Annotated in this window: 18 protein-coding genes and 1 pseudogene; 10 read left to right on the top strand and 9 right to left on the bottom strand. The window is 53.1% G+C overall.

Features of this window, described 5'->3' with window-relative positions; all coding sequences use genetic code 11:
- The first annotated feature begins 79 nt into the window (after nt 1-79).
- Entirely contained in the window at nt 80-2,059 is a 1,980-nt protein-coding gene (locus KSF73_13550; protein MBV1776735.1) for a HAMP domain-containing protein, read from the top strand.
- Nucleotides 2,060-2,076: 17 nt separating this feature from the next.
- Nucleotides 2,077-2,415, top strand: coding sequence for an Hpt domain-containing protein (locus tag KSF73_13545; GenBank protein ID MBV1776734.1), 339 nt, complete (start codon nt 2,077-2,079; stop codon nt 2,413-2,415).
- A 38-nt stretch (nt 2,416-2,453) separates the two neighbouring features.
- Here the strand turns inward: KSF73_13545 and bcsG are convergent, their stop codons facing one another.
- Nucleotides 2,454-4,040: a cellulose biosynthesis protein BcsG gene (gene bcsG / locus KSF73_13540; protein MBV1776733.1), complete on the bottom strand. Its 1,587-nt coding sequence runs from the start codon at nt 4,038-4,040 to the stop codon at nt 2,454-2,456.
- 761 nt (nt 4,041-4,801) lie between these two features.
- On the opposite strand from bcsG, the gene cysT reads away from it, so the two are divergent.
- Genes cysT through KSF73_13525 form a run of 3 tightly spaced genes read left to right on the top strand, consistent with a single transcriptional unit; the run spans nt 4,802 to nt 7,611 of the window.
- On the top strand, nt 4,802-5,644 hold the full coding sequence (gene cysT, locus KSF73_13535) for a sulfate ABC transporter permease subunit CysT (protein ID MBV1776732.1): 843 nt from the start codon (nt 4,802-4,804) through the stop codon (nt 5,642-5,644).
- A complete protein-coding gene (gene cysW, locus KSF73_13530) occupies nt 5,628-6,521 on the top strand; it encodes a sulfate ABC transporter permease subunit CysW (protein MBV1776731.1) in 894 nt (297 codons plus the stop codon). The genes cysT and cysW overlap by 17 nt, the downstream gene beginning before the upstream one ends.
- 43 nt (nt 6,522-6,564) lie before the next feature.
- Nucleotides 6,565-7,611: a sulfate ABC transporter ATP-binding protein gene (locus KSF73_13525; protein ID MBV1776730.1), complete on the top strand. Its 1,047-nt coding sequence runs from the start codon at nt 6,565-6,567 to the stop codon at nt 7,609-7,611.
- A 63-nt stretch (nt 7,612-7,674) separates the two neighbouring features.
- On the opposite strand, the gene KSF73_13520 is transcribed toward KSF73_13525, so the two are convergent.
- From KSF73_13520 to KSF73_13500, 5 genes are all read right to left on the bottom strand, one after another.
- On the bottom strand, nt 7,675-8,010 hold the full coding sequence (locus KSF73_13520; GenBank protein ID MBV1776729.1) for a hypothetical protein: 336 nt from the start codon (nt 8,008-8,010) through the stop codon (nt 7,675-7,677).
- Between the two features lie 237 nt (nt 8,011-8,247).
- Nucleotides 8,248-9,138, bottom strand: a complete 891-nt coding sequence (locus KSF73_13515) for an HDOD domain-containing protein (GenBank protein MBV1776728.1) — start codon at nt 9,136-9,138, stop codon at nt 8,248-8,250.
- Nucleotides 9,135-9,521: a hypothetical protein gene (locus KSF73_13510; protein ID MBV1776727.1), complete on the bottom strand. Its 387-nt coding sequence runs from the start codon at nt 9,519-9,521 to the stop codon at nt 9,135-9,137. The genes KSF73_13515 and KSF73_13510 overlap by 4 nt, the downstream gene beginning before the upstream one ends.
- Nucleotides 9,522-9,661: 140 nt before the next feature.
- A complete protein-coding gene (gene rlmJ, locus KSF73_13505; GenBank protein ID MBV1776726.1) occupies nt 9,662-10,507 on the bottom strand; it encodes a 23S rRNA (adenine(2030)-N(6))-methyltransferase RlmJ in 846 nt (281 codons plus the stop codon).
- Nucleotides 10,508-10,530: 23 nt separating this feature from the next.
- Nucleotides 10,531-11,631: an anhydro-N-acetylmuramic acid kinase gene (locus KSF73_13500; protein ID MBV1776725.1), complete on the bottom strand. Its 1,101-nt coding sequence runs from the start codon at nt 11,629-11,631 to the stop codon at nt 10,531-10,533.
- A 62-nt stretch (nt 11,632-11,693) separates the two neighbouring features.
- Between KSF73_13500 and tyrS the strand changes: the two genes are divergently transcribed.
- Nucleotides 11,694-12,917 (top strand): tyrosine--tRNA ligase, encoded by a 1,224-nt coding sequence (tyrS, locus tag KSF73_13495; GenBank protein MBV1776724.1) that lies wholly within the window; start codon nt 11,694-11,696, stop codon nt 12,915-12,917.
- A gap of 71 nt (nt 12,918-12,988) precedes the next feature.
- Here the strand turns inward: tyrS and KSF73_13490 are convergent, their stop codons facing one another.
- The 3 genes from KSF73_13490 to KSF73_13480 all read right to left on the bottom strand — a co-directional run bounded on the left by KSF73_13490 (nt 12,989) and on the right by KSF73_13480 (nt 16,625).
- Nucleotides 12,989-13,672, bottom strand: a complete 684-nt coding sequence (locus KSF73_13490; GenBank protein ID MBV1776723.1) for a hypothetical protein — start codon at nt 13,670-13,672, stop codon at nt 12,989-12,991.
- Nucleotides 13,673-13,739: 67 nt separating this feature from the next.
- Nucleotides 13,740-15,140 carry an alkaline phosphatase gene (locus KSF73_13485; protein ID MBV1776722.1) on the bottom strand — a complete coding sequence of 467 codons (1,401 nt, stop codon included), beginning with the start codon at nt 15,138-15,140 and terminating at the stop codon, nt 13,740-13,742.
- A gap of 36 nt (nt 15,141-15,176) precedes the next feature.
- The gene (locus tag KSF73_13480; GenBank protein MBV1776721.1) at nt 15,177-16,625 is read right to left on the bottom strand and encodes an alkaline phosphatase; all 1,449 of its coding nucleotides are present in this window, start codon (nt 16,623-16,625) and stop codon (nt 15,177-15,179) included.
- A gap of 449 nt (nt 16,626-17,074) precedes the next feature.
- Between KSF73_13480 and KSF73_13475 the strand changes: the two genes are divergently transcribed.
- The 4 genes and pseudogenes from KSF73_13475 (at nt 17,075) to KSF73_13460 (ending at nt 23,440) form a co-directional block, all read left to right on the top strand.
- Nucleotides 17,075-19,387 carry an RNA-binding transcriptional accessory protein gene (locus KSF73_13475; protein MBV1776720.1) on the top strand — a complete coding sequence of 771 codons (2,313 nt, stop codon included), beginning with the start codon at nt 17,075-17,077 and terminating at the stop codon, nt 19,385-19,387.
- 110 nt (nt 19,388-19,497) lie between these two features.
- On the top strand, nt 19,498-20,034 hold the full coding sequence (locus KSF73_13470; GenBank protein MBV1776719.1) for a DUF4337 domain-containing protein: 537 nt from the start codon (nt 19,498-19,500) through the stop codon (nt 20,032-20,034).
- A 152-nt stretch (nt 20,035-20,186) separates the two neighbouring features.
- Nucleotides 20,187-22,601 (top strand): DUF1631 domain-containing protein, encoded by a 2,415-nt coding sequence (locus KSF73_13465; protein MBV1776718.1) that lies wholly within the window; start codon nt 20,187-20,189, stop codon nt 22,599-22,601.
- 710 nt (nt 22,602-23,311) lie between these two features.
- Nucleotides 23,312-23,440 (top strand): annotated as a pseudogene (locus KSF73_13460) (chemotaxis protein).
- The last annotated feature ends 229 nt before the right edge of the window (nt 23,441-23,669 follow it).

The raw sequence follows: 23,669 nt of genomic DNA, 5'->3' as shown, positions 1-23,669 counted from the left end.
GTAAGTGATTTATACCAAGACAAGCAGGTTCATTGAATCTGGCGTGGCGCCATGGGCGATGGGCACAGGAGAAACACGAATGCTTGGCAAATTGACTGTCATTCAACGGATCGCAGGCGGTTTTGCGGTACTGGTTCTGATGTTGGTCATAGTGGCTGTGACCGGCTTGATTGGACAGGCGCGAATCAAAACGAGCTTGAATCACGTGTCTAGCGAGACTGCGCTGCGAAATGTCAGTCAGTCGGCCATGATTGCGCTCCTTGAAGTTGGGCGGCAGGCCGATGTGATGCATAATACGGTTGATAACGGTGAGATTACGGCGATCAAGGCCCAGTTTTCGGCCACTAAGCAGCGGCTTGAGAAACTTAGAGGCGAACTGAAAGAGGTGACAGCTGAGAGTGAAGAGCTGACCGAGGTTTTCAAGCAGTTCGATCAGCGCGTCTCCGGCGTCATGGATGCGGCTGGCAAGGTGTTTTCAAATCATAGCGACTATGCGGGCTTGCAGGCTCCGATCAAGCGCACACGCGGTGACCTGGAAGATACTGCCGACGAGCTCGACTCACTTTTAGCGGATGCAATTGATCACGGCGGTGCAGCCAAAGAGGCATTAACGAATATACGCAAGGCAGTGAAAAAAGGGGTGCTGCGAGCGACAGGCGCCATGCAGAATCGAAATCTGGCATCTGCCCGTATCGCCGCTACCGATATGAACCCCATTGCCAATGATCTTGACGCCAATCTGGGCAAGTTGAGCGGTGGCAAGCTTGATGAAATCAAGGATCAGGTTACACATTACCTGACGCTCATTAAGGGCGATAAAGCCCTGATGCCGCAATTTCTAAAATCACTCGAATTGGATGAGCGCTCCATTGCCGCGCTGAAAGAGATGAATGCCAAGCTGGCCGACACGCAAAAGGTGCTCGAGAAGGTGAATACCGACGCCGGGCAGCGAGCTGACGAAGCTCGTGAATCTGGTGCCCGGACAAGCCAGACTGCGGTCGTCATGATTTTGGTGATCGGAATTGCAGCGATGGCAATCGGGTTTGTAGTGGGTAGCTGGGTGACCGCCACAATCCGTGGCCCAATGGCCAGTGTGATTGAGCAGCTTAAGCGCGTCGCGCAAGGCGATATGACCCAGCGGGTGCGCGTTTCCAGTCAGGACGAATTTGGTGAACTGGCCAAGTTTACAAATGAGCTGACAGAGCAGCTGCGAGATACTCTGCATGAAATCAGTGATGGCGCCATCAAACTGGCAGAGGCCAGTGAGGAGAGTGCAGCGATTACACAGGAAACCAGCAATGGTATCGACATTCAGAAGCGTCAGACAGATGTCATTGTGGGCATCATGACGCAGATGTCGGATAGCGTGCATGCAGTCGCCCGGAGTGCAGACAGTACACTGAGCGAGATCCGATCGGCACGCGCAGTGGCGGAATCCGGACACCATGTGGTTGAACAAAATATCGGGCTAATCAATGGCTTGGCGAACAATATCGAAACGGCATCGCAGGTCGTTGAGCGCCTGAATGCATATAGCAGCGACATTGGCAGAATCCTGGATGTGATTCGTGATATTGCCGATCAAACAAATCTGCTGGCACTCAATGCGGCGATCGAAGCTGCGCGTGCGGGTGAGCAGGGACGCGGCTTTGCTGTTGTGGCAGATGAAGTAAGGACGCTTGCCAGTCGTACGCAGCAGTCAACCAGTGAAATCAATACCGTTATCGAGCGGCTGCAATCTGCTGTACGTGAAGCTGTGAAAGTGATGGCAGATAGCCGAAATGAAACCACGGCCAGTGTTACGCAGGCGGCCGAGGCAGGAAAGGCGTTGTCTGCCATCTTGGAAAGCATGCGCATTGTGGATCGCATGAGTCATGAGATTGCGGACGCGGCATCGACGCAAACGAGTAATTCACGTGATATGCAAAATGGCGTGACTGAAATCAGTCGCATCGCCGAGCAAACTGCAGACGGATCAGTTCAAATGGCGCAAGCCAGCAAGGATTTGTCAGCACTGGCAGATAGACTGCAAGTGCATGTGTCGAGATTCCGGATTTAAAGGGTGAGGGCGAGCGTATGCCATTACCAGATGACTTTGAAGCCAAACTAGCTAAGTTACGGTTAGACTACCTAGCGAGCTTGCCAGCCAAACTTGATGAGATGGAAGCGGCATTTCATCACTCGATAGACCATATTGAGTCTCGACGAGATTTTGCGCGTATGGCGCACTCTCTCGCAGGTACTGGTGCTACATTTGGCATGCCGGATCTCACGGCCTGGGCGCGTGAAATTGAGTATGGCGCAAAGGCAGAGCAAGGTAGCGAGACACCCTGGAGTGCGCAGTTTGCCGAGTTATTCAACCGGGCACTGCGTGATATCAGGATGCTCGTACAAAGCCAAATAGCAAGTGAATGAATGCCCCTTACCGGTCCAGCAGGCAGCCTGTCAGGGCGCTACTGCCTGTATTCTTGCCAATCCTCTCCGGTGTTGTGCAGATAGTATCGTCCTTGATACTTGAACACCATGATGCCACCGTTATCGCTGGCAAACTGGGTCCTTGCCAAACCGTGCGTGTAGTCACTGATTTTCACGCTGTCGGCAAATGGGCTCTTGGCCGCCATGCCATATAGTAATTGCGCCAGGGCAAGATAACTGCTGGGGGTATCGACAAGCACCGGTGAACTGCCGTGGTTCACCTGTTTGCCCAGTAAACGCACACCAACGGGTATTAACGAAATACTCGGGGCAGGTATTTCCCGTAAGCCGGATATCTGCATTTTGTCACCACGTAGCGCTGCGCCATGTTCCGGCACGAACACAAGTGCTGCATTTCGACCGGATGCTTCGACTAGATGCGAAAACTTATCGATATCGGACAATAGTTTCTCAAGCCGCGGACGATATATTTTTACGCTATCGCCAGTAGAGGTACCCGGATAGTGATTGCCATCGTGGAGGCTAATGGTGTTGTAGTAGAGCGCAACACGAGGGTTCGGCAACGCCAGTCTGGACTTCCACCATTTTTCTAATACGGCGTAGTCGTCACGAATCGGTGTGTCATCGAATGCTTTGAGATAGACAGATGTATCGTTAATTTCGATGGGCGATGCATTGAGATTGCCATGTTGACGCAGATCATCGAGGAAGCGGCCAAAATGGCCGTCATGGTTCATTGCAAATTGAGTAGGGAAACCGGCCTGATCAAGATTCTGAAACAAGAAACATCCCGGATTGGTGGCACCATAGAGATCTTTATGAGACATCTGTCCGCAACTTGACCTCATCAGTCGAATCGCTGCCGGACCGCTGTAGGATGCACCCGAGCTGAACTGGGTGAATAGCAGATCGAATTTCCCAAAGAGCGCAGGCTGTTCAAGGTTGACGAATTTCATGTCGTCCCACGCGAGCGAGCACACCTGAATCACGATGATGTCGAAAGGGACATCCGACGGATTGGCCTGAGGGGTAGCCAGGACACGATTTTTTTCACTCGTGAAGAAGCGTTTACTTGCTGCTTCGATGGTTGCCGAATCTGCTGCACTTGCCGACGGAGTGTTGTCGTCAGATGTCTGCACCGCGGTTGCTTGGCCGGCCCGGGCGCTGTGCGTTGTGGCGAGCGCGGCTAAATGATCGCGTAGAGACCATGCTGGCACGATGGTGACCATCGTTGCGATCACAAAGGCACTGATGCGTAGCCAGCGTCGGACAATCCAGTAAATCAGCGCGCCTGTGATCAGGACCGCAAGCAGATTCAGATTCACTAATCGACCAGCGAGTTCGAGCATATAGGCGGGACTGAAGCTATTCATGTAGCCCGCCTGCGATAGTACGCGTCCGACGGGGGGGAACCAGGTGTCGTGGTAGAACAGGGCGATGGCGCAGGGAATGGCCACGATCAATCTTGCTTGTCGCCAGCGTAAGGCTTTCAACGGAAAGTAGACACTGATTGCCAGTAATAAATTGGGCAATAAATGAAAGTCGATAAAGTTGCCAAAGTACAAAATAAATTTGGCAATGAAATAGATATTCCAGGCACTCATTGTTGGCTAAATGGTTCAGTCATGCTCAGAATTAGATGGTTTGCTCGGTTGTTGCTGCCGTACGAATAGGTCTGATTTGGGTTCCGGGTACCATGGCGTAACAAAAATTAGCCCGTTATCCCCTTGGCGCTTACGCCGGATCATCATACGGCGGAATGCTTTGCGGTAGCGCATGAAAAGCCAGCCCAGCGTGATTCCGCCCAGTGCATAGGCCATCCATAGAAAGGCCAAATCGGTAATGGACATACTGAAAGTCGGGCTCCGTTGTCGATTTAGTCAGGTCATTCAATTTGATCTTAATGGACTCGCGTGGGTTTGCCAAAAGATGACATTGGGATTTCAATATAAATGAGACGAAATGGCCGTGCAGATGAGTTTTTATAATCGCTGAAATGCAATTCAATCAGGGCATCAATCGTTGTGTTGCAAACATGTTCTGGGAATGGCGCAACTTTTTGCTCTACACTCAGCGTAATTGTCACGTCATCCACCGGGGTGGTAGCCGTCTGCATCTCGGGCCAGAATCACGTCTCGGCATGGGAGCCTAGCTCGCGTTGACCGCGTACGCAAAGCGGCACGGGCAGGGGACGCTGCCGTGTGCATATTCCAGTTTGAAATTTGCGTGAAAGCACAACTTCTTTCCTGGAATATCCGGAGCGGTTTACTCTGCACACCTCAAGATTTCAGGTTGCTCCCATGAGTTGTGCCGTCATTTCTGACATCGCCCGTGCGATGTGTATCTGCCCGAAAGTGAGTCTGACATGAGCGTATTGTCTTTCCGCCAGCCGAGCGTGCTGCCGGGCTTCAGGCTTTCATTTGGCTATACCGTCTTCTATCTGGCGATCATTGTCCTGATTCCGATGATTGCACTGGTGCTGAAAGCATCAACGCTGAGCTGGCACGACTTCTGGGCTGTGGCGGCAAGTGATCGCGTGATTGCAACCTACCAACTGACCTTCGGTGCCAGCTTCATCGCGGCCGTGATCAATCTGGTGTTTGGATTTCTGGTGGCCTGGGTACTGGTGCGTTATGAATTTCCGGGACGCCGATTTATTGATGCGATGGTCGATTTGCCATTTGCATTGCCTACCGCAGTGGCAGGGATAGCGCTGTCCGCTATCTATGCGCCCAATGGTTGGATTGGACAGCTTTTTGAGCCCATGGGCATCAAGATTGCGTTTACGCGAATCGGTGTGGTGATTGCGCTGACATTTATCGGCTTGCCATTTATTGTGCGCACGGTACAGCCTGTGTTGCAGGATCTCGAGCAGGAGCTTGAAGAGGCCGCAACCTGCCTCGGTGCTTCGCGTTGGCAGATTTTTCGTTCGATCATTTTCCCGGCGACACTGCCGGCATTGCTAACTGGCTTTACACTGGCATTTGCCCGCGCGATCGGGGAGTATGGGTCGGTGATTTTTATCGCGGGCAATATTCCTTTTGTCTCGGAAATCACGCCTTTGCTGATCATCTCGCGGCTTGAGGAGTACGACTATGCGGGCGCTACCGCTATTGCTTGCGTCATGCTGGCCATCAGTTTTGCCATGATTCTGGTTATTAACGGTATTCAGTGGTGGTATGGCCATCGCCATGGCATTAGACGGTGAGAGGGTTGCAATGCATAGTCTAAGTCAAAGTAGACGGTCGATTATTACCGTCGAGTCCCGTCCGGTACGCATCGCGCTGATTACGCTGGCATTGGCGTTTCTGGGGCTATTTCTGGCGCTGCCTTTACTCACTGTACTGGTGGAGGCGTTACGTAAAGGATGGACCGTATACCGTGAGGCATTGATAGAGCCTGACGCGTTTGCTGCAATCAAGCTGACGCTCACCATTACCGCAATCGCGGTGCCGTTGAATCTGGTGTTCGGTGTGGCTGCAGCCTGGTGTATCGCGCGATTTGAGTTTCGCGGCAAGAGCCTGCTCATTACCTTGATTGATTTGCCGTTTTCTGTCTCACCTGTTGTGGTGGGCTTGATGTACATGCTGGTATTTGGTGCGCAGGGCTGGCTGGGGCACTGGTTGTCTGATCACAACATCAAAATCATGTTTGCTGTGCCGGGTATTGTCCTTGCAACTGTTTTTGTGACTTTTCCCTTTGTTGCCCGTGAACTGATTCCGCTCATGGAGAGCCAGGGAAGTGACGAGGAACAGGCGGCGATGGTGCTCGGGGCGTCAGGATGGCAGATGTTTACCCGCATTACGCTGCCAAACATTAAATGGGGTCTGCTGTACGGCGTGATTCTGTGCAATGCCCGCGCAATGGGTGAGTTCGGTGCGGTCAGCGTGGTGTCTGGGCACATTCGCGGCCTGACCAATACGATCCCGCTGCATGTAGAAATTCTGTACAACGAATACAACTTCGTCGCAGCGTTCGCCAATGCCTCCATCCTTGCATTACTTGCGCTGGTTACATTGGCGCTGAAAACATGGGTTGAAGGGCGTGCAGCCGGTGCATCAGCGAAACAGGATGCAGAAGAGTAAGTCGTCTGGTAAAGCAGCTAACACACGAGTTTGAGTAAAAATCATGAGCATTGAAATTCAGTCAGTCTCCAGACGCTTTGGCAATTTTGTCGCTTTGGATAACGTCAATCTCAAGGTGGAAACCGGAGAACTATTGGCGCTCCTCGGGCCGTCGGGCTGTGGCAAAACAACGCTTCTACGCATCATTGCCGGTCTGGAAACCCCGGATCAGGGCGACATCCTGTTTCATGGTGAAAACACCACGGATCGCCATGTGCGCGAACGGCAAGTTGGATTTGTATTCCAGCATTACGCCTTGTTCCGGCACATGACAGTGTTTGAGAATGTTGCCTTTGGTTTGCGTGTACGTCCCAAGGAGACGCGCCCGAGCGATGCAGACATTCGCCGCAAAGTAACCGAATTATTACAACTGGTGCAACTGGATTGGCTGGGTGATCGTTACCCGGCGCAATTGTCGGGTGGGCAGCGTCAGCGGATCGCGCTGGCACGTGCGCTGGCGGTAGAGCCCAAGGTATTACTGCTGGATGAGCCCTTCGGTGCGCTGGATACCAAGGTGCGTAAGGAATTACGTCGCTGGCTGAAGCGTCTGCACGAAGAGGTGCATGTCACATCTGTGTTCGTGACACATGATCAGGAAGAGGCGCTGGAAGTCGCTGATCGCATCGTGGTGATGAATAAGGGCAAGATCGAACAGATCGGCACGCCTGACGACGTCTACGATAACCCGGCAACGCCATTTGTATACAAATTCCTCGGTGATGTGAATCTCTTTCATCATCGCGTGCATGCAGGGTTTGGTCTCAGTGACGACGAGATTCCTCCGGGTGCAAGAGATGGGGCTGTGGCATATGTCCGTCCGCATGACATCGAAATTGAGCGTATTGCACAAGGTGATGCGCTCCCTGCAACCATCGATCATGTGCGTGCGATTGGTGCCTCGGTCAGACTGGAGTTGAGCCTATCCAACGGTGATCCGGTGGAGGCAGAAATGTCCCGCGACCATTACGCAAATAAGCGCTTCATCGTGGGTGAGCGCGTCTTCATCCGGCCTCGCCAGAAAAAGACATTCGTCGAAGATTTTTCGATCTAAGGCAAGATGTCGCAGACTTAAGCCACTTGTTCAGCCGTGACTGCCGAACAAGTGGCTTATCTTTTATGCGGCGTTCAGTGCGGGCGACAAGGGTGAGTCTTCGGCACGAATCCACTTCACCTCAAGCTTGATCTGATCCAGTAAAGTGGGCGCTGGCTGATACCAACCCAAGGTCATGATTCGGCATACCTGTCGCGTCAGGCTTACGAAGAAGCGTGCAATGGCGTTAGCCAGTTGTATAAGAGCAGAGCGATCATCGAATCGATCATCGTGCACGGTCATGGTTTCCGGGAACGTAAGTGTCCGTCTAACCGTGTCGTCCCAGGCGAACAGCGCTATGCCTCGCGGAGAGGTATCACTGAGTTCTCTTACGCTCTTAATGCAATATTCAATCGCCATTTGATGCACTCCATTACAAAAGTGTGTTGCATAGAGCGGTACCAAATCAGGGCTAGCCTGCCATCTATACTATCTACGTTCGCGTATAAGTATGTACTGATTATATAGGCGGCGTTGCATGTCAAATTGCGCGGTGGAGGATGAAGTTCAGAAGGGCGGGATCGCCTCGACGGGCAGATTTATAGATGCAGATGGCTGTATGTCATTACAGATGCTGCAGGGATCAAGATTGGCAACTCAAGTACGCATCTTGGGGCCGTCGTTTAGGTGTGCTTCAAAGAACTCCGATGCGAGCCGGCAACGCGCTTCAATTCGGCCAAAAAGGGACATGGTCTCCTCTGATGTCCAGTCAAGGCCGATGGTGTCGCACGCTGCACTTGAAAGCGTAGTGACGCGGTTTTCCTTCCGGCCAGACACATCCAGTGCGTTGCTTAGCACTTCAGCAACATGCAAGGTGGCAACCAGTTCATCTGGCAAGGCATTCTCTGGCTCATGGTGGTACCGGATGGCTGCGATGATTTGCTCAGGCAATCGCCAATATTCTGCGAGCCAGGCACCAATCACGCTGTGGTCAATGCCAAAGCGGGTGGTTTCCGACCGCTCAATCGCTATATTGTGCTGCAGCGCCTCCGACCAGGCTGACTTGAATACATCTTCCTTGAAGCGGAATAGCCATAACTGCCCAATGTCGTGCAGCAAACCGGATACCAACGCAAAGTCGGTATCGACATGAGCGGGAACGGTCGTCGCCACTTCTTGCGCACAGATGCCCACCCCGACACTGTGTTCGTAAAAACTAACAGCAATATGATGCACGCCGGATTGCTTTACGAAATCATTGATACAACTCTTAATCGCCAGATTCCGCACTTTGCCTAATCCGATCAGCGTGACGGCGCTGTGGATGTCCCGAATGATTTTTCCGCCATGCGATTGCGCAGCCGCATTGGCAACTGCCAGTACGCGTCCGGTCAAGACAGGATCGCGACTGACATGGGTACTGAGTATTTTTACATTTGCGTTGGGATCATCAATGGTGGCAAGTAACTCATTTACCACGCCAGGGAAGACAGGCAGTGCCTCGCTTCGCTTGATGACTTCTTCTTGGGTCAAGCCTGCTGTACTCATGGCGTACCTCCCTGTATGAGGCGGTAGTCCAGAACAGCTTGCATAAGATTATTGATGGCTGGATTACTGAAATCGGCCCCGGCAAATATCTGCATGACGCGCGCGCGTGCAGCTGCGGCATCGGCATCGCATTCAGCTTTGCTGCGCTTATCGTTGAGCTTGATGGCCAAAAACTCACCATGATGCATGGTGAGTTGATGAATGGTGTCCGGGCAGAGCACAGTACCACGCGCCATCGTCAGCCGTAGCATGCCATTTTCAACCACATTGACATCATGGGCGAGCACCATACCCGGTCTGGCTTCCGCCATCGTAATGTAACGGATGTGCTCCGGTGGAAGATCATCCGGATGTGTGCTGCCAGCTCCGTGTTCCGTACTCATGACGGCCTCCTGCAAGGTTCGCGACGATGTGCGAACCTGTTCAGGATTTAGTCTGGTTGAAAGAACGCAACAATGCCATGACCGTTGAGCGGAAAATGTGCACAAAATGTACGAGCTGCGCTAGATCGATGTCATCGACCTTAGCGACTGACATGCTCCAGCACGAAATCGGCACCCGAGTCGATCGCCAGATACTCTACCAGCACAGGCATGATCTCCTGCAAGGCAGCATGCAATGTCCAGGGCGGGTTGATGACGAACATACCGCTACCGTGCATACCAAATCCGTCAGCAGAGGGATGCTGAACGTGCAGAGCCACATGCAACCACGAATCAATCGGCAATTGTTTCAGCTTTTCGGGCAGTTGCTGCGAATCATGCCGCTGCAAACAGGGGTACCAGACAGCATAAGTGCCGGTGGCAAAACGAGTGAGGGCGTCTTTCAGTGTTTTTTCCACTGTATGGTAATCTTCCTTCACCTCGTAGGGCGGATCAATCAGCACCAGTGCGCGCCGTGGAGGCGGAGGCAGGAATGCTTTGAGACCTGCGAACCCGTCGGCCTTCTGTACGATGGCCATTTTTCGCAGGTGGCAGACATTGTCTTCCAGTAACTCGAAATCTGCGGGATGCAGCTCGAACAGGCGAACCCGATCTTCATCGCGCATCAGCCGCTCGGCCACCATGGGTGAGCCAGGATAGAAGCGCAACTGCCCATCGGGATTGAACGATTTGATCAGATTGACATATCTGGCCAATGCCGCCGGCAAGTCGTTTGCATGCCACAATCGGGCGATACCCTCACGGTACTCGGCCTTTTTCGACGCAAATCCTTCCTCAAGCGAATAGAAGCCAGCACCAGAGTGGGTGTCGATATACCACCAGGGCTTGTCCTTTTGATTCAGGTAGTCGAGCAACATCGTCTCGACAAGATGTTTGAGCACGTCGGCATGATTGCCGGCGTGAAAGGCATGGCGGTAACTCAGCATGATTTAATCCAAATCTGTGGGCGTCAGGCAGCGTGCACTGCGCCCAGAATGCGCAATCCGCGTGCGCCAGTGACAGCAGGCAGATTGCCGGGTTTGTTGTGCAGACGTTCATGCGCAAGCCAGGCAAACGCGCAGGCTTCCACCCAGTCGGGGTGTAAGCCAAGCGCATCAGTGGTGCCGACGCTGCATAAGGGGTTGAGTTCGGTCAGACGGTTCATGAGCCGTGTGTTATGGGCTCCGCCACCGCAAACATAAATTTCTTCGGCAAGGCGTGCTTCGCGTTCGATGGATGCGCTGATGCTGCGCGCTGTGAACTCAAGCAAGGTGGCTTGAATATCCGCAGACGAAAATGCCGGACAGCGCGCCAATTTTTCATCCAGCCAGCGCATATGGAAGAGGTCTCGGCCCGTGCTTTTGGGCGGTGGTGCGTCGAAGAAGGCTTCTTTCAGCAATAGATCAAGCAGGGTTTTATGAACACATCCTTTTGCAGCCCACTCACCGCGCTCATCAAAGCTTTTGCCTTGATGTCGGGAAATCCACCCGTCCATGAGCAAGTTGCCGGGACCTGTATCCCAGCCACGAATCTGTCCACTTGTAGGCAGATCCGTTACATTAGCAATTCCGCCGATATTAAGAATGACGCGATGCTGTTCGCTCGCAAATAAGCTTGCATGAAACGCCGGCACCAGTGGCGCACCCTGTCCGCCGGCGGCAATATCACGGCTACGGAAATCACTGACCACGGTAATGGCACTCAGCTCTGCCAAAAGCGCCGCATTGCCAATCTGCAAGGTGTAGCCGAGTTCCGGGCGATGGCGAATCGTTTGGCCGTGCATGCCGATGGCTGCTACCTGACGCGGATGGACGTTTGCCAGTCGGCATACTTCGCGTACCGCAGACGCATAGCCCATGGCCAGATTGTTGGCGGCAAGGGAGGCACGATGCAATTCTGACCCGCTTGACGATTGCAGGGACATTAATTCGGACTTGAGTGCCGGATCAAACGGGTGAAGAACCTGCGCAAGCAAATCTGGCCGACCACGAGCCAAGTCGATCAGGACACAGTCGATGCCGTCCATACTGGTGCCGGACATCAGGCCAATGTAAAGTGTGCTGTTCGGCAAGAATGCCTTCCTTTCGGTTAGAATCGCGAGGATGAACGAATGTTGATGGAAAATCCACGCCAATGAGCACTGAACTGCACCCGGACACACTCGCTGCGCTTGAAATGATCAAGCGTGGCGCCGAAGAACTATTGGTCGAGTCTGAACTTGTTCAGAAACTCGAACGTAGCCGTACAACTGGCCAGCCACTTAAAATCAAGCTCGGTTGCGACCCGACCGCACCTGATCTGCATCTTGGTCACACCGTGGTACTGAATAAACTACGCCAATTTCAGGATCTCGGGCATGAAGTCCAGTTCCTGATCGGCGATTTTACCAGCCTCATTGGTGATCCGAGTGGCAAGAGCGCAACGCGGCCACCGCTGTCTCGCGAACAGATCGAGCTCAATGCTCGCACCTATGCAGAGCAAGTATACAAAATTCTAGACCCATCCCGTACCCGCGTCATGTTCAATTCAACGTGGTTGAACGAACTGGGCGCCGCAGGGATGCTGCGTCTGGCAGCTACGCATACCGTGGCCCGCATGCTAGAACGCGATGATTTCCAGAAGCGATTCAGTTCCCAGCAACCCATCGCGATTCACGAATTCCTGTACCCGCTGATGCAGGGCTATGACTCGGTTGCCATGAAGTCTGATGTGGAACTGGGCGGCACAGACCAGAAGTTCAATCTGCTGATGGGTCGTGAACTGCAAAAGCATGATGGACAGGAGCCACAGTGCGTATTGATGATGCCGCTGCTAGAAGGTCTGGATGGCGTTAAAAAAATGTCCAAGTCGCTGGGCAACTATATCGGTGTCAGTGAAGCGTCCAATGTCATGTTCGCCAAGGTGATGTCGATTTCTGACGAACTGATGTGGCGCTGGTATGACTTGCTGTCTTTCCGCCCGATTGCCGAGGTTAAGGCACTCAAAGCCGAAATCGAAGCAGGCCGTAATCCGCGTGACGCCAAGGTGATGCTGGGTCAGGAAATTGTTGCGCGCTTCCACGATCAGGCTGCAGCCGAAGCTGCGCTTGCCGACTTCCAGAATCGTAGCGCAGGCGGCATTCCAGACGACATTCCGGAGCTTACCGTCACACTGGATGCCGAAAGTATTGGGATTGCTCAGTTGCTCAAGCAGGCTGGATTGACCGCCAGTACATCCGAGGCCATGCGCAGCATTGATCAGGGCGGTGTGCGGATTGATGGTGAGAAGGTCAGTGACAAGACCCTTAACCTGACCAAGGGCATCACAATTGTTTTGCAGGTGGGGAAACGAAAGTTTGCGCGCGTAACCCTGAAATAAGACGCAGCGCTCAGCACTGCTGGTTGAACAAAAAACCATCCGGATTTCCTGGATGGTTTTTTGGAATGTACCTAGTCGAGAAAGTCAGAATATTCCCTAGCAGCATATCCCTTCAAGTTCAGCCAGGGCGCGACTTTTCCGGACGTTATTGCCGAAGAGGTAATGCGCCGGATTTTGCGATGATCATTTGACTGGAACTCAAGCACTTCTGGGAATTGATTATCCGGATGCCAGAGCACCTTCAATGTGCCATTTTTCTGCTGTTCAACGTAACAGCGTACTGCGGGTACGCTTCCCTTGTCTGGGCAGGACTTCATGTTCTTGATTCGTGCAGGATCGATCAGATAGAAGTGATTGTTCCAGTTTCCATCAAATGAAACATTGCCAAATTCACCCTGTGGCACTGAAACGATTTCGCGTTCTTCGCGACGAATTAATTCGAGTTGGAGTTGCTTGTTGCGCAAATAAATATGGTGCGGCAGCACGCCTACATTGAGCTCCTTGTGGTCATGGCCATGATCATCATCTTTTTGCGCAGCATTTGCGGGCAATACTCGCTCAACCCAGACATGATCTTCGCGCCGGATCAATTTCTCTTCAAATCTTGTTTCGCGCGTTACCCCTTCTGTAGTGAGTTCGCGTGAGTAGTGTTGTAAGCGGACATCTAGATTTGATGAGATGGTGGCTGCAGTGCTGCAAAGCGATACTAGTGTGTTAAATAGCAGGGTGACAGTAAGGGAGGTCGGGTATTTCATGATGTATTCACATGCGGTGCTGCAGATAGAACCGGTGCGGCCGAAGCCGCACCGGACATACACGGGCTTACAGGCCCAAAGCGTCCTTCACCAGCGAGAAGACTCGGGTATTGTCCAGCGTGCCCTTGAACGGCTTGGCACCTGCGCCCGTTGCAAACAACTTCACATCACCGCCGCCATGCGTTTCGCTACCCAGTTTGACACCTGTTTCCTGCATGTAGTTGTCTGACAGGGCATCTTCGGTGGTAATGGATGTGCGCAGATCCTTGCGATTTGGCCCATTGCCGAATACCAGCGTGGTGTAGGTATTACCATCGGCATCCTTGCTCGGTTGACCTGATTTGTAGTCGCGATTGATATCCAGAATCGGATTGCCGCGCTTGCCATAGCCATTGAATGCCAGCGTGTGGTCATGGTCGGCGGTCACAACGATCAGGGTGTTCGTCAGATTCGGGTCAGTCTGACGAGCCTTATCGAGCGCAGCCTTGATCGCATCATCAAATGCAATGGTATCAACCAGCGCACGCTTGGCATTGGTGCCGTGCAATGCGTGGTCGATACGGCCGCCTTCCACCATCAGGAAGTAACCCTTGTCATTCTTCGACAGCAGATCCATTGCCTTGATCGTCATTTCTGCCAAGCTCGGCTGGCCTGCACCTTCGCCGACCGGAGGGGTGGCAGTGCGATCCAATTCATATTCGAGATGGCTCTTGCTGCTGTATATGCCAATAAACTTCTTGCCCGCCTGTGCAGCCTGCATTTCCGTCTTGTTGGCTGCGACGGTGTAGCCCTTTGCCGCGAGTTCTGTCAGCAAGTTACGGCCATCGGAACGACCCGTTTTGTTGGCCGATGCATCGTACGGCGTAAAGTGGTTGCGGCCGCCACCCATCAGGACATCGACCCCATCACCAAGACCTGTATTGAAGCCGGCACCGCCCGGAACGAGTTGAGCGGCAATGCTCCACTGTGCGTCACGATGACAAATGTGGGAGTAGGTAGCGGCAGGGGTCGCGTGGGTCAGTTCGGTAGTGGTAATCGAGCCCACAGCCTTACCCTTAGCCTTTGCCAGTTCCAGTAAGGTCGGAACGGAGGTGCCATTACCAGTGGCCGGACAGTTATTGATGGTCTTGTTGCCATTGGCATCTTTGCTCGGGGCTTTGGCAATGGTTTCAGCGCTCATGGACAACACTTCGTTGTTCATTTTTACGCCGGTCATATACGCCGCCATCGACGGAGCGCTGTCGGTGGTCTGTGCATCGCGGGAGTAGGTTTTGATCCGTGCGGTGCGCTCGAACTTATCCATGGTCAAGCTGCCGTCTTCACCATATTTGAAGATTCGGGATGCTGTAATGGTGGTCGGCCCCATGCCGTCGCCCAAGAAGAAAATCACATTCTTGGCTTCACCTGCGGCGTATGCACCCTGCATGGCACATGCGGCAACCAGGGTAGAGAGGAGAGTGCGTTTCATGCTGCTTCGCTTTCCAATTTGTTCGTTGTGCGTGGTTTACAGGCCTGCAGCCTTGCGAACCAGATCGAAGACACGGGTGTTGTCCAGCGTGCCTGCAAAATTTTCCGAGCCCTTACCCAGCGAGCCGAGGAATACATCAGTGCCGCCATGGGTTTCATTGCCTGCGGTTACGCGAACCACGGCTTCTTGGTGGTAAAGCGCACCAGCCGTTTCCACTTCCGTCAGACCTTGCTTGGTGGCGCGACTGGATTGAGTGCGGTTTTCACCATTGCCGAAACCGATGATGGTGTAGGGTGCACCATCCAGATCTTTTTCTACTGCGCCAGAAACATAGTTCTTCACCACACCCAGCACGCCCGGGTTGTTTGCGGTTGTCTTGCCGGTACGCTGTGCGTACCCGTTCAGTACAATGGTGTGGTCGTGGTCAGCTGTCACCACGATGGTGGTGTTCTTCAGATCCGGATCAATCTTGCGCATCTTGTCGATGGCCAGTTTGATGGCGCTATCAAAAGCGACGGTATCCTGCAGTGCTTTCTTTGCAGTGGTTTCATGCAGTGCATGGTCAATGCGACCACCTTCCACCATCAGGAATAAGCCCTTGCTGTTTTTGGTCAGCACATCCAGTGCTTTGCCAGTCATGTCTGCAAGGCTAGGTTCCTTGGCCGGGTCACGATCGAGGTCGTAACTCATGTGGCTAGAGGTAAACAGGCCAACCAGCTTATTGGTCTTGGCGGCATCAATGGCTGCAAGTTCAGTTGCATTGGATGCAAAGGCATAGTTCTTTGCCTTGAATTCAGCCACCAGATCGCGGCCGTCTGCACGCTTTCCACCGTCCTTGGACGGTGTGAAGAATTGACGTCCGCCGCCCATCAGTACATCCAGACCATCACCCAGCGCAGTGTTGTAGCCCGCACCACCCGGAACGGCCATTGCGGCGATATCGTTTTCCAGATCGCGATGGCAGATATGCGAGTAAGTTGCTGCCGGGGTCGCATGAGTCACGCGGGTGGTTGTCACGACACCTGTTGACAGACCTTGAGCCTTTGCGATTTCCAGAAGGGTTTGCACCGATTTGCCATTGCCGGTGCCACAGTTATTGCCCAGCTTGTTCTTGTTCGCATCTTCGACCGGATCGATTGCCTTGGTGTCCGCCGACATGGAGATGACTTCGTTGTTCATCTTGATGCCGGTCATGTACGCAGACATGGAGGGTGCGCTATCGGTGACCTGTGCATCGTTGGAGTATGTTTTGATGAATGCGGTTTCAGGCAATGTGTCGATGGTAAGTTCGCCATCTTCGCCACCAGCATAAATGCGCGCTGCTGTCAGCGTGTTAATACCCATGCCATCGCCCAGGAAAAACAGGACGTTGCGGGGAGTAGGCTGAACTGGGGTTTCGGAAGCAGAGTCCGAATTCCCGCAGCCGCCCAGTTGTGTGGCGGCAGCAAGGCAGACAAGTGCGGTATGCCAGGATTTGATGCGCATGATGTTTGTCAGTGCATGAGTGAGAAAGTCGCGAATGTAATGAAGTCATATGGCGGATTTGTTACACATACGCTTGTGCAAAAATAAGCAATCAAAGATAAGCCGATGAATATTATTGGTAAAATGAAAGTTGAAATGTTCCGGTCACAATAAATTCATGAAAATGTATAGAAAATGGGCGGAAGAAGAGACGCTGTTGCGCATTGCCGCGCGACATCGGAAATGATAGGTTTCCTCATAACAGGAAGGATCTGACCTGCTTTACTCGTTCGATCCGAAGTGTGCAGCGCAGTTTACATGTGGGGCATTTCATTCATGCCAATATCATGGCGCTCGACATCTACCTCTGTTGCAGTTCAAAATGCGCGTCTCGTCCTGTTGATCATTTAGCCGTTGTTCGCGCACACCGTGCGCCGTCATTCAGCGCTCAGAATGTTAGAAATCTTGCCATGTTGCCGTCTATTGAAGCCCGTATTGCCGCCGAACTAAACTGCCGACCAGCTCAAGTCGTGTCTACGATTGGTTTGCTTGATGAGGGAGCAACTGTCCCGTTTATTGCGCGCTATCGCAAGGAAGTAACTGGTGGACTGGATGATACGCAGTTGCGCCATCTGGATGAACGTCTGCGGTATCTGCGCGAACTGGAAGAGCGCCGCGTGGCGGTCATTGCGTCGATTGCAGAGCAAGGAAAGCTTGAGCCTGCACTGGAAGCCGAATTGCGCATGGCTGATAACAAGCAGCGACTGGAAGACTTGTACCTGCCATTCAAACCCAAGCGCCGTACTAAAGCACAGATTGCTCGCGAAGCCGGGTTGGCACCGCTTGCTGACTTGCTGCTGGCTGATTCTTCGCGTCATCCGGAGGTGGAAGCAGCGGCTTACGTGGATTCGGAGAAAGGTATTGCAGACACCAAGGCAGCATTGGATGGTGCACGCCATATTCTGATCGAGCAATTTGCCGAAGATGCCAAGCTGATTGGTGATCTGCGCGAGGTGCTATGGAACAAGGCCGAAATTCGCGCAGTGCTTTCTGATGAGACTAAACGCGAGTCTGGTGAAAAGTTTGCAGATTATTTTGATCATTTCGAGTTATTAGCCAAAGCACCGTCGCATCGCGTGTTGGCTATGTTACGCGGCCGGAGCGAAGAAGTATTGAATCTGGCCTTGCGTCTGCCGGAGGATGTTGATTTGCCTGCTGGTCAGCAATCCGCCTGCGAGCGCAGGATTGCGTCACATTTTGGCATCAGGGATGCAGGCCGTCCGGCAGATAAGTGGCTGACTGATACAGTTCGCCTGACCTGGCGTGCCAAGCTGTCATTGAGCCTCGAGAGCGAGCTCATTGGAAAGATTCGTGACGAGGCTGAAGCTGAAGCCATTAAGGTATTTGCCGCGAATTTGAAAGATCTGTTACTGGCCGCTCCTGCCGGGCCGCGTGCAACCTTAGGGCTTGATCCGGGCTTGCGCACCGGCGTGAAAGTCGCAGTGGTTGACGCTACCGGCAAATTACTGGGTACGGACACGATTTATCCTCACGCGCCCCGCAACGACTGGGATGGCAGCATTGATCGTCTGGCCAAAATTTGCGCGACCTGTAAAGTAGAGCTGATCGCAATTGGTAACGGTACCGCCAGCCGTGAAACGGACAAGCTCGCTGCGGAGGTAATGAAGCGCCATCCGGAATTGAAATTGCAGAAGATTGTAGTATCGGAAGCCGGTGCGTCGGTGTACTCGGCCTCTGAGTTAGCGGCAAAGGAATTCCCGGATCTGGATGTGAGTCTGCGAGGTGCGGTGTCGATTGCCCGCCGCCTGCAAGATCCGCTCGCCGAGCTGGTAAAGATTGATCCTAAGGCGATTGGAGTGGGTCAGTATCAGCATGATGTGAATCAGACCGAATTGGCACGTTCGCTGGATGCCGTTGTGGAGGACTGCGTGAATGCAGTGGGGGTTGATGTAAATATGGCGTCTGCCGCGTTGCTCGCGCGTGTTTCCGGCCTGACACCGACGCTTGCCTCCAATATCGTGGCGCATCGCGATGCACATGGCGCCTTCCCCAACCGGGCTGCGCTAAAAAAAGTGCCGCGATTAGGCGATAAGACATTTGAGCAGGCTGCGGGCTTTTTGCGTATCCCGCATGGAGATAATCCGCTTGATGCATCGTCTGTTCACCCAGAAGCGTATCCGGTGGTCGAGAAGATCATCGCAAAGGTAAAGCGTGATGTGAAGTCGCTCATCGGCGATAGCGCATCGATTAAGCAGCTTAATCCCGCCGAGTTTGTGGATGATCAGTTTGGCTTGCCAACTGTGCGCGATATTCTGGCGGAGCTCGACAAGCCGGGACGTGATCCGCGTCCGGAATTCAAGACTGCGACTTTCCAGGATGGTGTCGAGGATGTCAAAGATTTGCTACCGGGAATGGTGCTGGAAGGCGTCGTGACCAATGTGGCTAATTTTGGGGCCTTTGTAGATATTGGGGTTCACCAGGATGGATTGGTACACGTGTCTGCGCTGGCCGATAAATTCGTGAAAGACCCGCGTGATGTCGTGAAGGCCGGGCAGGTGGTCAAGGTGAAAGTGCTGGAAGTCGATGTGAAGCGCAAGCGCATTGCACTGACCATGCGCATGAGCGACCAGCCCGGAGCTGCAACGAGTGCGCCTTCCCGTAATGATACGGGCGGTAATCGCAAGGCATTAAACCGTCAGGAGGCACCTCCTGCAAATAATGCAATGGCGTCGGCGCTTGCAGGGCTCAAGCTTAAGCGCTGATAAAATCAAAGGCTGCGGGCTGCCGTCCAAGTTGGCGCAGCTGGCGGGTAAGTGAAACCCTACCGGCGCGGTGCGCGCCGGTGTGACGCAAGCAGTGGAGATGTGTGGAAATGGCAGAAGATAAAAAAGAACCCTGGGTAAATTACATGGCACTCACCACAGTGATACTGGCTGTGTGTGCGACGTTGTCCACCTTTAAGGGCGGTGGTTTTTCGACTAAAAGCGTGATTAGTCAGGCCAAGGCGTCCGATCAATGGGCTTATTATCAAGCCAAGGCGATTAAGGGTAATCTCTATCAGGTGCAGAAGGAACAGATCGAACTGCAGCTGTCGACCCTGCCGAGTAACACATCAGAAGATACGCGAGAAAAGCTGCAGCACAAGGCGGATGACTACGCCAAGAAAGTAGAGAAGTACGACGGCGAGAAAAAAGAGATCGAGAAAACAGCTCGTGATTTCGAAGATCAGCGTGATGATGCACAAAAGCATGGTGCACCTTTTGGCAAGGCTGTGATTTTCCTGCAAGTGGCGATCCTGATTTCTTCGATTGCAGGTTTGCTGAAGAAGAAGCAATTGTGGTTCGCTGCACTGCCAGTTGGGGGTGTCGGAATGCTGTTCTTTGTGGATGGCTTTTATCTGTTTATGTAAGGCGCGAGTGTCCGTGTAACGGTTCAAAGATTGACAATGGCATAATCGACCATTACGATCGGCTTATATGCTCGACGCGGTGCCAGTCGGGCGCCATAATAGTTAGATCAGTCAGTTGATACTGTCAGCGGTGTCATCAGCGGGTGAAGAGTGTGTCGAATCTTGGGAGCGTGGTGAAATTGGCGAAGCCGACGGCTGAGACCGATCGGAAGAGCAGCTTAAACGCGCTGCCGCTTCCGCACGCCTTTCAGGCGCAAGCTGTTGAGCAGATTTCGGCAGCTTTAAGCGAAGCAATTGCGGCGATTGATGCTGGGTTGCTAGCCTACGCCGACAGCGGTTGTACCCGCGACGAGCAAAATCTTGCGCTGCAGGCACGAGGTGAGCTGCTCGATCATCAGCAGGCCGTTTTGGCTGAAGTGCGGCTCCAGTTGCATGAGGGCTTCAAACAGTTATCGACAGGCTGCTTGAGCCCTGCGCAATCCGGCCCGCTGACCTTTTCCGGCGAGTGGTCGCTGGTGGATGAGGCGGATTACGAACTTGACCTGCTGATCGCTGATATCGGCCGCAGTATCCGATCTGCTGCAGCTGATGCACTGTCACCGCTCACGCCTACCGTTCTAGCGCAATATCTGCATCAGGGATGTCGTGTATTCGATCGCGAATCCGGTGTGCAGTCCTATATTTTGCGGCAGATGGAGCAGCATTTCGCGGATGCAATCCAGTCCCGCTACATCGAGCTGAACGACTTTCTGGTGGAGCGCGGCGTGATGCCAGCGCTGCCTAAAGTGGTTGCCAAGCCGAAAAAGCAGGAAAACTTCGATGGCCGCAATATGCGCAGCGGCACGAGTCAAGCGCATGGCGATGTGCCGATGGTGCCACTGACGGATGCATTAGCCAGCGCATTGGCAGCAATGCCGGGCAACGGCGCAGGCAGCGCGATCGGTGGTCAGTACAATCTGCATAGCTTTATTGCTGGTCATGAACAAGAGTTGCTGAATGCGCTGCAACGCTTGCTGGTGATCAATTCGACCGCTCCGCTGACGGGTGGAGCATCTTTAGCTGCAGGAATCGACCCCCTAACGCCGGTTCGTACCGCTGACGCGTCCCCGCTGGTCACCGCAGGCAATCTGGGTCAGCAATTTCTTGACTCACTGAATGTACTGCAGTCTGGTGAAACTGAGGGTGCGATCGAGACACTGGGCGAGCTCGATGTCGAGTCGCTTCGCAGTGGCCGTGCCAATATTCTGCACCAGATCAAAACCACTGATCTAGGCGCCGCGATGGGGCACTACGATGTCATGACAGTCGACATCGTGGCCATGCTGTTTGATCATGTTTTTGATGATCCGGCTATCCCGTCCGCCATGAAGGCGCTCATTGGCCGTTTGCAGATTCCGGTACTGAAAGTGGCCATGCTCGATACGCGCTTTTTTGCGCGTAAGCAGCATCCCGCCCGCAGGTTGCTGCACGTGCTGTCGCAGGCGGCGCTCGATTGGCGGGTAGAGGATGGCGAAGACAAGCTCTTTAAACAGATCGCTGGCGCGGTAGATCGAATTGTTCACGATTTCGATGAAAACGTTGCCCTGTTTGAATCCGAGCTTGTTGCGCTTGAGGCCTATATGGCCTCCTCGGCTGAATGCGCGGCTGAGGAAAGTGCAGAAAAGGCTCATGATCTAGCCAAGGCCGAGCGGCATGAACTGGCTCAGGCCATGGCGTCGCAACTGATTGAGGAGCGATGCTGCTCTCCTGACCTTAATCCCCTATTGATCGAATTCCTGCGTGAGCAGTGGCACCCGGTACTGGTAAGCGCAGCTGCAAATGATCAGGATGCCGATTCTGAGTGGCGTGCCGTAGTCGGCATCATGGACGACTTGCTGTGGAGTGTTGCGCCCAAGTCGGGCGCAGACTCTCGTGCCAAGCTCGTGAACATGTTGCCCGGATTGCTTCGTTCGTTGGGTGAGCACGTTGATGCAGTTGGAATTGCCCCGGCAAAGCGTGATGCCTTTATTGCGTCACTCGTAAAAATCCATACTGCGGCCATTCGCAATGGCATCAAGCCAAGTGCGCCAGCAGTAGAGGTTGTTGCAGCGCCTGAGCTGACCAGTGCAGCTGAAACGTTGCCCTCCGTGGTCATGGCACCGTTGCCTGAGGTCGAGGTGACAGAGGCAGAAGCTGGCCCATTGGCGGATCTTCCTCCCATTCCCGAGCGTTTACCCGGCTCCAGCCTGACCGAGGCTGCGTTTGACCTCTCTAGTGTGCGCTGGGATGAAGGCATCAGCAAATACCAACGCTACGAAGACGTTGTGGCAAGTCAGCTTCGCAGAGGCGTTTGGGTGATGTTTACGGATGAATCCGGCGAGCAAATGAATGCTCGCCTGACGTGGGTGAGTCCGCGCCGTAGCCGTTTTCTCTTTACCAATCGGCAAGGTAAGAACTCGATCGAATTTACGCTTCAAGCCTTGCTGGAACGCTTCCGCAACGAAACAGCCGCATTTGTTGATGCGGCACCTTCTGTCGAGCGCGCGGTCAACGACATGCTTGAGCGTGTCCAGCTGATGACTGCTTAAAACCCGCACACCTTTCCGCTTTGCCCACCAGCAAAATCACCGCCAGTAGTCTAGTCTGACAGGGGGGGTGTTGCGGCTTTTTGCCGATTACCCATTCCTTTGGTGTATTGATCAAGCATGTGCGGGGATTGCTTGTGCTTAATTTTGCGGATCGCTCACTTAGACGCTGGCTGATTGCTGGGGGGGTAGCCCTCTTTCAGTTTATCATCGTCCTGCTCGGGATGCAGACGATTGGAATGGCTATTGTCCAGGCCACCTTGATCTTTGTACTGGTGCTCCTGATCACCGTCATCACGGCTCAACCCGAAGTCAAAGCGGATTTTGTACGAAGTGTAGAGCCGGTCGATTTCACTGATTTAATTGAAAAAGCCAGTGCCGAGAATAATGCGCAATGCAGAACGCTCCACACGGAAGCAAAAAATGTCATTAACATCGTGGGCGATGCTGGCCGGGATCTGACCAGTGCATTTTGCGATATTACGCGACATGCTCAGGCACAGCAGGATATTGCAAAGTCTATTATGGCTAGTCAGACCTTCCAGATTGACGGGGAAGATATTAGCTTTAGCGAATTCATGCATAAAATTGGCGAGACACTGGATGTGTTTGTCGACAATATTGTGCAAACCAGTTTAATCAGCATTGAATTGGTTAATCAGATTCATGAAGTCAGCGAACATATTAAAGGCGTGTTGCAGTTTCTGGGTGATATTGATGCCATTTCAAAGCAGACTAATTTGCTAGCTTTGAATGCAGCCATTGAAGCTGCACGCGCAGGTGAAACTGGTAGAGGATTTGCTGTGGTTGCGGATGAAGTTCGCAATCTGTCACTTCGCACCAATGACTTCAGTGACAAGATCCGAGATATTATCAGCAAGATTCATGTTCCGATTGAGGCTGCCGAGGAACGAATTTCACGCCTTGCCTCACAGGATATGAGCTATGTCCTCGAGTCAAAGAGCTGGGTGCTGAACTCGATTGCCAATGTGCAAACAATGAATATACAAGTTGATCAGGCGGTGAGTAGATTGAATCAGATTGCATTAAATGTTGAAAACAGTACTAACA

It is taken from the genome of Burkholderiaceae bacterium DAT-1 (assembly GCA_019084025.1).
Lineage (GTDB): Bacteria > Pseudomonadota > Gammaproteobacteria > Burkholderiales > Chitinimonadaceae > DAT-1.
The sequence above is the reverse complement of the archived record's forward strand: the minus strand, read 5'-3'. Positions and strand labels throughout refer to the sequence as shown.